The sequence below is a fragment of the Gemmatimonadales bacterium genome, assembly GCA_036500345.1.
GTDB lineage: Bacteria > Gemmatimonadota > Gemmatimonadetes > Gemmatimonadales > GWC2-71-9 > Palsa-1233.
Window position 1 is genome coordinate 47,472 of sequence record DASYCE010000030.1, and the last position, 13,139, is coordinate 60,610.

10 protein-coding genes are annotated in these 13,139 nt (G+C 66.6%); 2 read left to right on the forward strand and 8 right to left on the reverse strand.

Annotated features, from left to right (window positions below; genetic code table 11):
* Positions 1 to 18 precede the first annotated feature (18 nt).
* The 6 genes from VGM20_13265 to VGM20_13290 form a co-directional block, all read right to left on the reverse strand.
* Positions 19 to 705, reverse strand: coding sequence for a response regulator transcription factor (locus VGM20_13265; GenBank protein ID HEY4101837.1), 687 nt, complete (start codon positions 703 to 705; stop codon positions 19 to 21).
* Positions 705 to 2,390 (reverse strand): HAMP domain-containing sensor histidine kinase, encoded by a 1,686-nt coding sequence (locus tag VGM20_13270; protein ID HEY4101838.1) that lies wholly within the window; start codon positions 2,388 to 2,390, stop codon positions 705 to 707. The genes VGM20_13265 and VGM20_13270 overlap by 1 nt, the downstream gene beginning before the upstream one ends.
* Positions 2,391 to 2,462: 72 nt before the next feature.
* Positions 2,463 to 5,015 (reverse strand): DUF5916 domain-containing protein, encoded by a 2,553-nt coding sequence (locus tag VGM20_13275; GenBank protein HEY4101839.1) that lies wholly within the window; start codon positions 5,013 to 5,015, stop codon positions 2,463 to 2,465.
* Between the two features lie 23 nt (positions 5,016 to 5,038).
* A complete protein-coding gene (locus tag VGM20_13280) occupies positions 5,039 to 6,385 on the reverse strand; it encodes a HEAT repeat domain-containing protein (GenBank protein HEY4101840.1) in 1,347 nt (448 codons plus the stop codon).
* A gap of 89 nt (positions 6,386 to 6,474) precedes the next feature.
* Positions 6,475 to 8,412 carry a M56 family metallopeptidase gene (locus tag VGM20_13285; protein ID HEY4101841.1) on the reverse strand — a complete coding sequence of 646 codons (1,938 nt, stop codon included), beginning with the start codon at positions 8,410 to 8,412 and terminating at the stop codon, positions 6,475 to 6,477.
* 2 nt (positions 8,413 to 8,414) lie between these two features.
* Positions 8,415 to 8,807 carry a BlaI/MecI/CopY family transcriptional regulator gene (locus VGM20_13290; GenBank protein HEY4101842.1) on the reverse strand — a complete coding sequence of 131 codons (393 nt, stop codon included), beginning with the start codon at positions 8,805 to 8,807 and terminating at the stop codon, positions 8,415 to 8,417.
* A gap of 224 nt (positions 8,808 to 9,031) precedes the next feature.
* On the opposite strand from VGM20_13290, the gene VGM20_13295 reads away from it, so the two are divergent.
* Positions 9,032 to 9,976, forward strand: coding sequence for an aspartyl protease family protein (locus VGM20_13295; GenBank protein HEY4101843.1), 945 nt, complete (start codon positions 9,032 to 9,034; stop codon positions 9,974 to 9,976).
* On the opposite strand, the gene VGM20_13300 is transcribed toward VGM20_13295, so the two are convergent.
* Both VGM20_13300 and VGM20_13305 read right to left on the reverse strand, forming a co-directional pair.
* Complete coding sequence (locus VGM20_13300) at positions 9,973 to 10,926, reverse strand: hypothetical protein (GenBank protein HEY4101844.1); 954 nt, start codon at positions 10,924 to 10,926, stop codon at positions 9,973 to 9,975. The genes VGM20_13295 and VGM20_13300 overlap by 4 nt on opposite strands.
* A gap of 203 nt (positions 10,927 to 11,129) precedes the next feature.
* Entirely contained in the window at positions 11,130 to 12,713 is a 1,584-nt protein-coding gene (locus VGM20_13305) for a protein kinase (GenBank protein HEY4101845.1), read from the reverse strand.
* Between the two features lie 205 nt (positions 12,714 to 12,918).
* Between VGM20_13305 and VGM20_13310 the strand changes: the two genes are divergently transcribed.
* Positions 12,919 to 13,139, forward strand: a 221-nt coding sequence (locus VGM20_13310) for a hypothetical protein (GenBank protein ID HEY4101846.1), incomplete at its 3' end; no start/stop codon positions are given.

The window sequence follows — 13,139 nt, forward strand, 5'->3', positions numbered from 1 at the left end:
ATCTTGTGTGGAACCCGCCTACACCTGGAAGCGATATCCGGTCTTGAAGACCGTGAGGATGTGGCGCGGATTGGCGGGATCGTCTTCGAGCTTGCGCCGCAGTTCGGCGACGTGAGAGTCGACCGTTCGCGACAGCACCAGCGCCTGGTACCCCCACACCTCGCGCAGCAGCGTCGAGCGATTCGCCACGCCTCCGTCGCGCCGGATCAAAGCCAGCAGCAGCGCGAACGCCTTGGGTGAGAGAACGACCGGTTCGCCGCGCCGTGTGATGGCGTGCGCACCGACGTCGACATCGATCTCGCCGAAGGTGATTCGCTCCGCCGCATCGTTGACCTCGCGCACCGCCGTTCGACGCAGCAATGCGTGCACCCGCTCCAGCAGTTCGAGGACGCCGAACGGCTTGGTCACGTATTGATCGGCATCGAGCCGGAAACCCCGGATCTTGTCGACCTCCTCCGTCCGCGCTGACAGGATGATGACCGGGAGCGTCCGATCGGAACCGCGCAGCATCCGCAAGACTTCGAAGCCATCGAGTCCCGGGAGCATCAGGTCGAGGATGACGAGGTCGGGACGCCACGATCGAACCAGTGGCATCACCTCGCGGCCGTTGCCGACGACCCGCGTCTCGAATCCCTCGATGCCGAGATTGCGCGCCACGAGTTCGGCGAGATCGCGCTGATCCTCCACCACGAGGATTCGCGCCATCAGCGCGCGCTCCGGAACGAGACGGTGAACGTCGCACCACCACTCGGTCCGTTCGCGACCGTCGCCGAACCACCGGTGCGTTCGGCCGCCTCCCTCACCACGGTGAGGCCGATGCCGCTGCCGCCGACCGCGCGTTCCGACGCGGCGCTGCCCCGCTCGAACGGATTCCAGATCCGATCGGCCTCGCCTGGTGGGACGCCGGGGCCGTGATCGGCAACGGTCAGCGTGGCACCCTCGTCGGTTGCGGCGACCGTCACCTGAATGACTTGCCCGTCCGGGCCGTACTTGACCGCGTTGTCGAGGAGATTGAGCAGCACGCGACGAAGCGCGCCGGTGGCGAGGACTGCGCGCGGCTCACCCCGCACCTCCACATCGACGGCGACGCCACGCGGTTGCGCCAGCGGGAGGAATTCCGCTACGATCGCGCGGGTCTCCGCGCCGACGTCAACCGCTTCGACCGACGCCGGCCCGGTTCCCTCGCCTCGCGCAAATCGAAGCACATTGTCGATCAGGTGCTGCAGGCGTGTCACCTCACGATCCATCAGCGATAGGTCGGCTGCCCGCCTGACAGGATCGGGATCGCGATTGAGCCTGAGGGTATCGACGACCAGCCGGATCTGCGCCAGCGGCGTCCGGAGGTCGTGTGATGTCGCCGCGATGAACGCGGTGCGCGCCGCGGCGAAGCGCGATTCACGCCGCCACTGGATCACCGCCAGCGTGGTCAGCGCGGCCGCGAGCGTGAGGAGTGCCACGAGGAGCGGCACCCGCGATCGAGGGAGGGTGGCAATCGCTCGCGCGGCGAGCGCCGGCTGAATCTCCATCCGGATCGCGAGCCCACCGTAGCTCGCCGGGAGCACCGTCGACGCCTCGAGGTCCCAGTTCGCGGGGACACCCGATGCCAGGAGGATGTTGCCTGACGCATCACGCACTTCGGCCGCGAGGACCTCGCGATTGCCGCCGGTCGCGGCGAGCGCTTGGGGCAACAGGTCATTCTCGTCGAGCGTTGCCGCGAGCATCGAATCGAGTGCCTGCGCCGAGTATTGCACGGCATAGATCACCGTGTCGCCCCACGTGGTCGGCATCGTGGTCAGCGCGAAGGCGAGCGTCGAGTCACCGTTGCGCGTGACGAGGACGCGGTATCCCCAGCGCGCCAGCGGCTGGCGTGCGAGGGTCGTCAGCGCGCCATTCATCCAGATCCGTTGCCCCGCGGTGAGGACCGGTGCAGCGCGCGGCGGACCGAGAGTATCGCCCGGCACGTCGACCAGCCACCCCCGCGCCGACGCGGGGGCCCGATTGTACGCGACACTCACGGTATCGCTGCCCAGCGTGAAGCCGACGAACGCCGCCGGCATCGGGCCGAGCAGCGGCATGTGACAGCTGCAGCGCGGATCCCAGCGGAGCGCGTGGCCGAGACCTGCGGCTGCGGGGAAGGGGCGCGTCTGGTGGATCATGTTGACTCCGCCGAGGGTTTCCTGAGCCGCCACGCGGAGCGCCTCGGTGAAGTGTTCCTCGTAACTCCATGTCGCGAACGACGCGTACCCGCGCAACGACTGTCTCGCGAGGAGCTGATTCGACCGGACGCTCGCCTGCATCTCAAGGACGGCGGTCACCACGCAGACCGCCCCGGCGAGGAGGGCGAGAAGGGGCCAGCCGGCCCGGAGGGCGGGGCGTGTCCTGGGTGCCATCCTTCAAGGTGAACCGGGCCCCGCGACCCGGCTAGTGGTGAGTTGTGAAGGAGTGATGAAAGACGCCGGCTCCTACCGGTTCAGCCAGTACGACATCTTCACCAGGAAGGTGTTGTTTGCCCGCTCCGCGAACAGATTGCGGAGATCCCCCGTCAGTCCGTTTGGTCCCGCCGCCGGATCGAATCCGTTGCGTCCCTGCGTCCAGACGAAGAAGAGCGTCGACCCACGGCGGTATTCCCACCGCACCACGAAATTCGAGTTGAACTGCCTCGAGTCAAAGCCACCGAGATGATTCGTGACGGCGGTATCCATGTACGGTTGATAGCGGGCGTCGTACTGCTCGGCCCCCGGATTCGCGAGCTCGCGGAGGTTGGTATATGCCCCCCGGCTCACAAATGGCTGCAAGTGCCATTGCACGGTGAGCGTCGGCGTGAAGGTGTAGCCCAGGTCGGCGGTGAGCGAGAGCGTGTGCTGCTCGAGGTGGGCGAAGGTGTAATGCTCTGCGCCAGCCACATCGAAGTTGCCATACCACTGGTTGTCGGTATGCGCATGCGACCAATCGGCACCGATGCTCGCCGACACGCGTGGTGACGCATTCAACGTGACGCTCGGCATGATGTCGACGTTCCCGTTGCGGCCGCTCGAACTCTCGAAACCATTGTAGGACAGGGTCGGAATGATCTTGTGGCGATCGTCGCCCGAGATTGTGGCCCATGGCGCGACATACGGATCCTGCCGTACGGCCGGGCCGCCACGGGCGCAACGATCGCACCAGGTCTGTCCGAGCTGGCCCACCGTTCCACCGGCGTGAACCCACCAGTAGTTGGCGAGCTGCAGATGCACGTTTGTGTTGGCGGCGCGCTCGGTCGGAACCCCAGCGGCGGTCCAGTACTGCCACCAGTTGAGGTTCCACCGCACCGACCGGGTGACCCGGTTCGGCGAGTTGAAGATGAACGCGAACCAGTTGTTCCAGCTCTGCTGGTCGGCCTGGCGGAGGTAACCGATGTCGTTGATCTCGAACCCAGGCGAGCGGCGCAGGTAGCTGGTTTCGAACATCGTCCGTCGCCCGCCGATCTTGCCGAAGTGCACCTCCTCGGCGTTGCCGTCGAGTGATGTTCGGGTTGAATCGAAGACGAGAGGGCCGTCAGGGCGCTGGTAGAGGTGGACGTCGTCCCGCTGCAGCGCCGCGATCGCCGTGGTACTTCCGCTCACCTGAGAAAAGTCGACTGACGCCGACAGCTCGAAGCGACGGTTGAGGAACTGGTGACGCGCCTCAAGCGCGCCCACATACGCCTCGGCCGAAAGCGCCGTGTCGGTCCAGCGATCGAGCGACCGATTGACACCGGTGAACATCGCGCCGAACGAACTCGTCCCGCCATCGAGATCCTGGGTGGCGCGGAGGACGGCGTAGTTGGTCGCCGGTTCGATCGTGGCGTTGTTGATCCCCGATTCGCGCGCGGTTACCGCGTCGATTGCGCCGACCGATAGCCCGCCCTGCGACCGGCCGGTGACCTTCGCCGCGCCGAGAATCGTGGTAGCCTTCGGCGAGTCGTTGCCGCCGAACGAGCCGGCGAGTTGCGGGTCGCGCCCGATCCGCCGGGAATAGAAGAGTTCTTCGTTGCTGCAATTGACGGCACTGCAGTCGACGTTGAACTGAAAGAGGGAACTCCCCTCGACGAAGAACGGCCGCTTCTCCGGGAAGAAGGTCTCGAAGGCGCTGAGATTCAGCACCGCCGGATCGGCTTCAACCTGTCCGAAATCCGGATTGATCGTGCCGGTGATCCGGACGTTGGGGGCGACCGCAAACTGCAGGTCGGCGCCGGCGGTGAGCTGCTGATTGCGACCATAGCCACGATCGCCGATTGTCTGCACATTGCGCGTGACGACGTACGGTGCAATTTCGGCGCGCTCTGGTTCCGCAAGATTCTCGAGGCCCACCAGCTCGCCGAGCTGCGAGGCAAGCCCGGGGCGCGACGCACGCCAGAGTGGCCACGCGGTCTGCTCGCCGGTCCGTTCGACGGTCCGCCAGATCGCGATCCCGAAGGTGTTATTCCCGTTGGGAACGTACCGCAGCTGCGCCAGCGGAATCCGATATTCTGCGGTCCAGCCGAGCGAATCGATCCGCGCCACGGCATCCCAGACACCATCCCACGCTGGATCCTCGTTGCCGTCCTGCGAAATCGCGTAGTCGACTTTCACGCCGGCGGGGTTGATGTCGAATTCATAGCCTGTCCGCCGGTCGTGGTACGAGTCGACCATCAACGCGATGACGTCCGACGGTGTCGACACGTCTCGCCGTGACATCAGGGCGACAATGCTGTCGGGATGAGCGTCATAGGCTCGAACGAAGACGTAGAGTGCATGCGCGTCGTAGGCGATCCGCGCTTCGGTGCGAGAGTGCGGATCGCCATTCTCCGTCGGTCGCACCACGCGAAAGCCGCTGATAACCGGCGCCGTCTTCCAGACTGCGTCGTCATCTCGCCCGTCGATCACCGGCGCTTCGGTGGCAAGGGTCGCCGTCACCGATGCAACGGTCGGAGGTGGTGCTACTTGTTGCGCGCGCGACGGCCCGATCGGGATCAGGAAACCGAGCGCGGTCGCCGCGGCGATACGAGAAATCGGCATGGGGGAGTGCCTTGTCGTGTCTGTCAGTACGGGAACGGACGCGGGCGCGGCTGCGGCCACGGCCACGGATCGACATGATGACCACCGGCGAGCGCACGCGTCACCGCCGCCCGGACGCTCGGATCCTTCGATTCGAGGAGCGTCGCGAGTTGCTCCGGGTCGCTCCCGCCATGAACCAAGGCGCGAATCTCCGCTTTCTCCGCCTGGGAATCGTGCTCCCGGGCGAGCGCCGCCTTGAGTGCGGGGATCGCCGCGGCGTTGTCGTCGAGCTGCGAGATCGCCCACGCCGCCGGCGTGCGCACCCTCGCGCTGCTGTCGCTCAGCGCATCGATCAGCGCCTTCGGTGGCGGCGACACGCCGAGCTCGCCGAGCGCCCACGCAGCGGTGGCCCGGGTGTGTGAGTCGTGATCGCTGGCAAGGGTCCGCGCGATGGCCGGCGCGGCGTTGTGATCGCCGATTTCGGCCGCGGCCCACACCGCCATCTCGCGAGTTCGCCCGTCGGCGTCACGCTCCATCACGGTGAGGAGCGCCTGAGGTGCCACGTCGCCACCGATGTTGCCGACCGCCCAGACGCTCATCTCGCGAACGCCGGCGTCATGATCTTCGAACGCCGTGATGAGCGCGGGCAGACCAGCGTTGTCCCCAATATTGCCGAGAGCCCAGGCCGCCGAGCGACGCACCATCGGCGATGTGTCGGTGCGGAGGACCCGCGCGAGAATCGGCACGGCGCTGTTCGAATCGGAGTGACCGAGCGCTTCGACGGCGGCGAGGCGGACGATCTCGGCCGGGTCGTTCGCGATGCCGAGGAGCGCAGCGTAGCCGACGGCAGTGTCGGCGCGTCCGAGGGCCCACGCGGCGTTGGCGCGCACCCCGGCGGAATTGTCCTTGAGCGCACGAATCAGGTCGCCGGTGTTCCGCTCAGGGTCGATCAGGCCAAGACCAAATGCTGCCGCCTGGCGGACACCGGAGTCACTGGCGGACAGACGCTGCGCCAGCGGGCCGCGCAATGCGTCGCTGCCGTCGTATCCGAGGAACCGGATCGAGATGTCGCGGACGCATGGATCGGGGTTGTCGATCCCGGCGAGGATCAGTGCACGATCCGCGGCGGTGAGCGAGTCGACGCCGCGACGTGGTTCGGAGCGCTGGGTGACGCCGAGTGGCGTGACCGGCGCATCGCCGGAACGTCCCCAATCGCCGTTGCGCACCGACCGCGCGGCGAGGCTGCAGAGAACGCGCGAGGCACCGGCGGCGGCGTCGAGGATGCCGCGAACATCGACCGTCTCGGCTCCGGCTGCCGCGGCGGTCGGAGAGGTCGCGGCGGGGGGCGCCGCTGTGAAGGTGGTGGCGATGATCAGGACATGTCGCAGCATCGGGCGCTCCGTCTGTTGAAATTTCAACACTTCAGGGCACATGATATGGGCGAAGCGGTTGCTCCGCGCCGTGATCGGTCAGTGAATGCTCAGGGAAACGGGATCGGACGAGGTCTGGGGCGCGGCATCGGATCGCTCGACGCGCCGCCGGCAATCGCGGATGCTGCGATCTGGCGGATCTCCGGATCGCTCGACCGCAGCCACGAAACCATATGCGATGGATCTTCGCCGGCGCGAATCAACGCCCGCATCTCCATCTTGAGCACGTCGGCCGACTTCTCGCCCTGCGCTGCGGCGCGAAGTGCCGGTAGCGCGCCCGCGTCTTCGACCTCGCCGAGAGCCCAGGCGGCTGTCTCACGCATGTCATCACTGGCATCACGGAGCGCCGCGACGAGCAGCGTTCCGGTGTGCGGCGCGCGGAGATATCCCAATGCCCAGGCACAGGTTGTCCGAACCCGCTCGCTCCTGTCGGCGGTGATCGCCGTGCGGCACGCCGAACTCGCGGCGGTATCACCGCTCTCGGCGAGCGCCCAGATCGACGTCTCCCGTACATCGTCATCGGTATCGCTGTGTGCTGCGCGCACCAGTGCTGCGCTCCCCATCGTGCCGTGACCACCCTGCAACGCCCAGGCCGCCATCGTTCGCACATCGGAATCGTGATCGCTGTTGAGGGCATTGCCCAACGCGGTCGCTGCCGCCGCGTCATCCGCGAAGTCCTGCAGTCCCCACGCGGCAACGCGGCGCACCGACGCGGACGAATCCTCACGGAGCAGGCGAGCGAGCAACGCGACACGCTCGGAGCGCGGCAGTGAATCCGCGGCCTGCATCACCGGATTGATGGTGTGCTTTGACTCGGCCCCCGGCTTCAACTTCAGTGCAGGACGACTCGCCGATGGTTTCGGCGTGTCGAGCGCCAGGGCGTGATCGGCGATGGTGGCGACCGAATCGATCGGCGAATGGAAGGCATTTGCGGCAGGGGACACCACGGGCGCGACCGGTGATGCCGCGCTCACCAGCACGGCGAGGACGGCGAGGCCGCCGACCAGCGACGCGGTGGCGGTACGCCCGGGCCCGACTCGGCGCTGATCGGGATCAAGAATGGCGAGCATGCGTCCCTCGAATTCCTTTCGATGTGCCATGGCAAGCGCGACCGACGGTGTGGCATGATCGCGTACGCAGGTGACGATTTCCAGCAGGTGCTCGGCGTACTCGCTCGGCCGTTCGCCGAACGCCAGCGCGAGATCATCGCACGCACGCTCGCTCTCCGCACGGAGGCGGCGGGCGGCGCCCCAGACCATCGGGTGGAACCAGTAGAATGCGCAGGCGATCCGCCCGACCGTATGACCGATCAGGTCACGACGACGGATGTGCGCCAGTTCGTGGATCAGCACCGCGGTGCGGCGTTCGACGCTCCACTCGCTGCTGTCGGCGGGGAGCACGACCACGGGATGGAACATCCCGGCCGCGAACGGCATCCGGACGTCGTTGCTTCGAAGGATCCGCGGTGCATTCGGAATGTCGAGCCGGTCGGCGATATCGTAGAGCGGCCCCTGCCAGTCGGGATCGTCCAGCGGTTCGGCGCGCGCGATGATCCGCCGTACCGACCAGCTCCCAATCGCGAGCCAGAGGATGAGCAGTGCCACCACGCCGCCCCAGAGTGCCACGATCACGCTGAAGCGATGCGCGTCGACAAAGTCGATCACGCGAGCGGTCAGCGGCGTCGACGAGGCGAAAGGCGCGTCGACGGTCTGCCGTGATGCGGCAGGCGCCGGCAGGCCTGCATTCGGCGCTGTATTACCCGTTGGTATAGTCAGCGGTGCCGCGACCTGTGCCGCCGGAGTGGCGGGGAGCACGCGAAGCTCCAGCGGCCCCCACGCTGCGAGCGCCGGCAGCGACAACAGCGCAACGAGCGCCACCAGCCAGACGAGATGGCGCGATCCGGCCGACGCGCGCGACAGCAACCGCGCCAGGAAGAGCGCGATCGCGAGGAGCACCGTCGCCTTGATGAGGAGGAGGACGATCGACATGCTCACCGTCCCTTCTGCCGGGCGGTGCGGATCGTGGCACGGAGCTTCGATACATCGGCGTCGGAGAGATCTGCGTCGGCAATGCGGAGCAGCGCCGTGACCGCCTGTTCGGCCGACCCCGCGAAATAGGTCCGGACAACCTGCTCGAGCACCTCATCGCCGGCGCGGTTGACCGGGGTCGCGGGACGGTAGATGTAGCGGGCGCCTTCGGCCTTGAAGGTGATCAGCCGCTTGGTGCCGAGGATGCGGAGAATCGATCGGACCGCGGAATAGGTCGGCGGGTCCGGGAGGTCATCGAGGATCTCGGAGACGGTCGCTTCGCCGCGGCGATAGAGGATCTCCATCACCTGGCGCTCGCGTCGCGAGAGGTCGTCGGTCGTCGCGGGTTTGGCCATCATCTCCTCGGGTCCCGGATGCGGCAATCAGCAGGGGGTGGACCGCCGCTGAAAAATCAACAGTGCTGATAATTCAACAGGGGGCGACGGAAGTCAAGGGGAGGGGGCATTCCCGTGGTCGAGGTCGGCGCGGCCGCGGGCAGAACTCGCGACTATTCGCGTGATCTGCGCATCAGCCTTGCGTCGATGTCCCGCGTTGCGCGGCGCGAGCCGCAGGAGAATCCGTGACCATTTGTCGGCTGCCAACCCGGTTGTTGCTCGCCGTCAGCCTGCTTCCCGGCGTGACCGGTCTTGCAGCACAACAGCCCGTTTCCCGCGCGGTAGCGTATCAGCCTGACTCGGCACCGCCGCGGTCGATCACGCTGTCGGGAACGGTCGAAGTCCCGCTCCTCGGCGCGAGTGCCCGCGACCGACGGCCGATGGTGGAGGTGATGATCGACGGGAAGGGGCCGTATCGCTTTGCGATCGAAACTGGCGCGCGCGAAATCGACCTGTCGAAAGCGCTGGTCGATTCCCTTCATCTCAAACGGATCGGCGGCCCCGACGAATCTCCGGAGTTTCACCTCGACTCACTCAACGTCGGTGCGGTGACGTTCGCCGATTTCCCCGTCGGCGAACTGCCACCAGGGATCGGCGGCTTCGATGGCGTCCTGGGCCTGCCACTCTACCAGAATCTTCTGCTCACCATCGACTATCCGGCGGGGCATGTACGCTTTGCAAAGGGCGAGTTGCCCCGCGCCGACGGGCAGTCGATCCTGGCGCTGACTCGCGTCGGGGCGTTCTGGGGAATTCCGGTGCGCATCGCGGGGAAGGCGTTCGATGCAGTACTCGACACGCAGAACAGTGGAGCGATCAACATTCCGCCATTTCTGGGCGACTCGCTGCCATTCGACGGCGCGCTGCAAACGATCGGGCGGGCGCGCGGCGCGTTCGGTACTGTCGATGTGAAGGGCGGGTCGCTCGCAGGCGACGTCACGATCGGGAGATACACCGTGCCGAAGCCGTTTCTCGCCATCGTCCCGCTGCCGCCCGAGTATCCCAATCATCCGAATATCGGGTCGCAACTGCTCGACAGCTTCGTGGTGACGCTCGATCAGCGCAACGGGCGGTTGCAGCTGTCGCACGAGGGAGGATCGGTGATCACGCTCCCTGCGCGGCGCGGCAGTTAGTGCCAGTCACTCGCTTTGAGGATCGCCTCGAAGCGGGGATTCCCCTTGAGCTTGGCGAACGTCGGATCGATCCGGACCCATTGCGGCGATAGGGTGCACGGCACCTTGAGGAGATCCGCCAGCCGATCGAGCGCCTTGGCAGTTTCACCGGTGAGGAGGTAGACGCGGATCAACTGTTGCTGTCCGTAGGCGCCGTTCCCCTTGTCGCGGCTGAGTGGCGCGAGGGTATCGCCCATTTCTGCTTCGCGGATCGCCTCTGCCTTTCGGCCGAGGTACGCCAGCGCGAGCCCCGAGAAGAGATGCCGCTGCGGGTCGTTGGGGGTCGCCTTGAGCTGCAGCTGTAAGGCCTTGTACGCGGTATCGGCGTACGCCCGCGCACGCACGGTGTCGCCGCGGAGCCACCAGGTCTGCATCATCACATCGGCCCACACCGCACGATCATCGAAGAAGGCCGACGGCGTGAGACGCAGCAGCAGCTGCTGCTGCGGATCATCGAGGACCCAGTAGAGGTCCTGGTAGTTGCCGAAGTACGCGACCAATGCCGGCTGCGCCAGCGTCGGTGGCACGTTCGCCAACACCTTGCGCGCGCCGGCGAGGTCGCCCTCCAGCAAGTACGTCTCCGCCTGATCCTCGATACCGTTCAGGTCGCTGGGTGCCAGACCGAGCAACTCATTGCCGAGCGCAAGCGCTTCCGGATACCGTCGCAGATCAGTCAGCAGGGTCTGCAGCACGTCCCCGACGACCACCGATCGCGGATCGAGTCGGCGCGCCAGCTGCAGGTGCTGCAGTGCATCATTCCATCGCCCCAGCGATTCCTCCAGATTCGCCGCACTCCGAAGGACCCCGACGTCGTTCGGCGCGCGCTCCAGCGCCAGCTTCACCTCCGACTCCGCCCCGTCGACGTCGTTCAGGACCAGGTATCGGTAGCGTGACTCGGCGTAGTGGGTCAACGAGCCATCGGGTTCGAGAGCACGCGCCCGGTCGGCGGCGACCTTGGCTCGGTTGCCAATCGCGGGGTCCGGCGTTCCGTTGAAGTAGAGGTTGGACAGTGTGGAACTGAGGATCGCCCACGCTTCGGTAAAGGTGGAGTCGAGCGCGACCGCTTGTTCGTAATACCCGGCGGCCTGGGTGAGTGTGGCTGGATCGTTGCTGGTCAGCGCCTTCCCTCGGAGGAAGACCTCCCAGGCCCGATGTTCTGCGTTGGCCGCGTGGCGAGCTGTTCTTCTTCGTGAGAGCCAAGCGCAACACCGAGCGCACCGGCGACCTGCGTCGCGATCCCAGCCTGGACGCCGAGGACATCGCTCATATCGGCGTCGAAGGTCTGTTGCCAGATGCCGGCGCCGGTCTTCACGTTGATGAGCTCGGGGACCACCTGCAGTCGCCCCGGTCCGTTCTTCCCCGGGACCATCGTCACGGTCGATGTGAGGAGATAGTCGACACCAAGTTCGGAGCCGATCTGTTTCGGCGTTTCCTTCGTGCCGCGGTATTGGTCGCTGCTTGCCTGGGCAGTGATCTGAAAGCTGCCGAGGTTCATCAGCTTGCCGCGCACCTGGTCGGCGATGCCGTCAACGATGAATGCCTGGTCGGCGGTCCCGCGATTTTCGAACGGCAGCACGGCGAGCCGGAGTACGCCTGAGGGCGCAGCCGCCGCCGAGTGTCGGGCGACGAGCTTGTAACCGACGCCGAGCACCACCACGGCTGCTGTTGCAATCGCTCCCAGAGTCCAGCGGGAAACGCGGCGTCCGGGCGCGAGTGGCGCGGCGGGAAGATCACGCGACGCAGCGGACGCATTCGTGAGCGCGTCGGCGAATTGCTGTGACGACTGCCAGCGATCGGCGGGATTCTTGGCGAGGGCCCTTCCCACCACTCCATCGAGCGACGGCGGCAGCCCCTGGCGCGTTGCCGCGAGCGGGCGCGGGTTCTCGGTGAGACTCCGCAACACGATCGCCTGGGCGTTGGGTCCGGTGAACGGCGGCTCGCCGACGAGCATCTCATAGAGGACGCACCCCATCGCGTAGACATCGGTCCGGCCGTCGATGCCGGTGTCTCCGCTCGCCTGTTCGGGGCTCATGTACTGCGGCGTGCCAACGGCGAGACCGGTCTTCGTAATCGAGGTCTGGGTATCCATGGCGCGGGCAATGCCGAAGTCGGCGACGAGCGCATGCCCGCGCGAGATCATGATGTTCGCCGGCTTGATGTCGCGGTGGACGATGCCGCGCTCGTGCGCATACGCCAGTGCCTCGGCGACTTCGCGTGCGATCCGGAGCGCGTCGTCGGCCTGGAGTTGTCCTTCGCGCTGGATCCGCTGTTGCAGCGATTCGCCTTCGACGAACGGCATGACGTAATAGAGAATGTCGCGTACCGCACCCGAGTCGAAGACCGGCAGAATGTGCGGATGGGTGAGACCTGCGGCGATCTCCACTTCGCGGAGGAACCGATCGGAGCCGAGGGTCGCCCCGAGTTCGGGGCGCATGACCTTGATGGCGACCTTGCGATGATGCTTCAGGTCTTCGGCGAGGTAGACCACCGCCATGCCGCCTTCGCCCAGCGCGCGCTCGATCCGGTACGATCCGGCAATCGCCGCGCGGAGCCGGCCGATCTCGAACACTGCCGTAGCGCCCGTGGGCGGGAGGACTCCCGCTTCGGTCGGCGTCGCCGTGCCGCAGTGAAGGCAGAAGAGCGCCCCTTCCGGCAGCGGCGTGCGGCAATTGGTGCAAGTCTGCGCCGGGGCGGTCATGCTGATCCCTCGTGATGCAGCAGCGATGGTTCGAGCGGGGTGGTGAACCAGTAAGGTGTGACCGTCGGCCAAGTGGCACAAGGCGAGGCGGATTCGAGCGGCGCCCCGACACGCCGGACGGCGGGTTCCCGCCTGCGGCGACTGCTTATACTGCGACCAACCGATCAGGCACATCGCACCCCCACCATCCAACGGGAGCTGCAGCATGCTGCACGCCATCTGGAAGGGCGGATCGCTTCGCTCGTGGATCTCGATCGGCATGGCCGTGGCCATTTTCCCGCTCGGCGCCTCAGCGATCGGTGGCTACCTCGTGCTCGACCGCGGCGTGGTGGCGTCGTTCCAGGACGTCGTGGCGCGGCAGCGCAATCAGCTCGACCCCACCCAGCGACTTCGCCTCCTTCTCGCCGACGCCACCGAACCGCTGGA

What these genes read in the sequence shown, in the direction of transcription:
- VGM20_13265 (HEY4101837.1), bottom strand. Translation starts at nt 705, where the DNA reads ATGGCGCGAATCCTCGTGGTGGAGGATCAGCGCGATCTCGCCGAACTC.
- VGM20_13270 (HEY4101838.1), bottom strand. Translation starts at nt 2,390, where the DNA reads ATGGCACCCAGGACACGCCCCGCCCTCCGGGCCGGCTGGCCCCTTCTC.
- VGM20_13275 (HEY4101839.1), bottom strand. Translation starts at nt 5,015, where the DNA reads ATGCCGATTTCTCGTATCGCCGCGGCGACCGCGCTCGGTTTCCTGATC.
- VGM20_13280 (HEY4101840.1), bottom strand. Translation starts at nt 6,385, where the DNA reads ATGCTGCGACATGTCCTGATCATCGCCACCACCTTCACAGCGGCGCCC.
- VGM20_13285 (HEY4101841.1), bottom strand. Translation starts at nt 8,412, where the DNA reads ATGTCGATCGTCCTCCTCCTCATCAAGGCGACGGTGCTCCTCGCGATC.
- VGM20_13290 (HEY4101842.1), bottom strand. Translation starts at nt 8,807, where the DNA reads ATGGCCAAACCCGCGACGACCGACGACCTCTCGCGACGCGAGCGCCAG.
- VGM20_13305 (HEY4101845.1), bottom strand. Translation starts at nt 12,713, where the DNA reads ATGACCGCCCCGGCGCAGACTTGCACCAATTGCCGCACGCCGCTGCCG.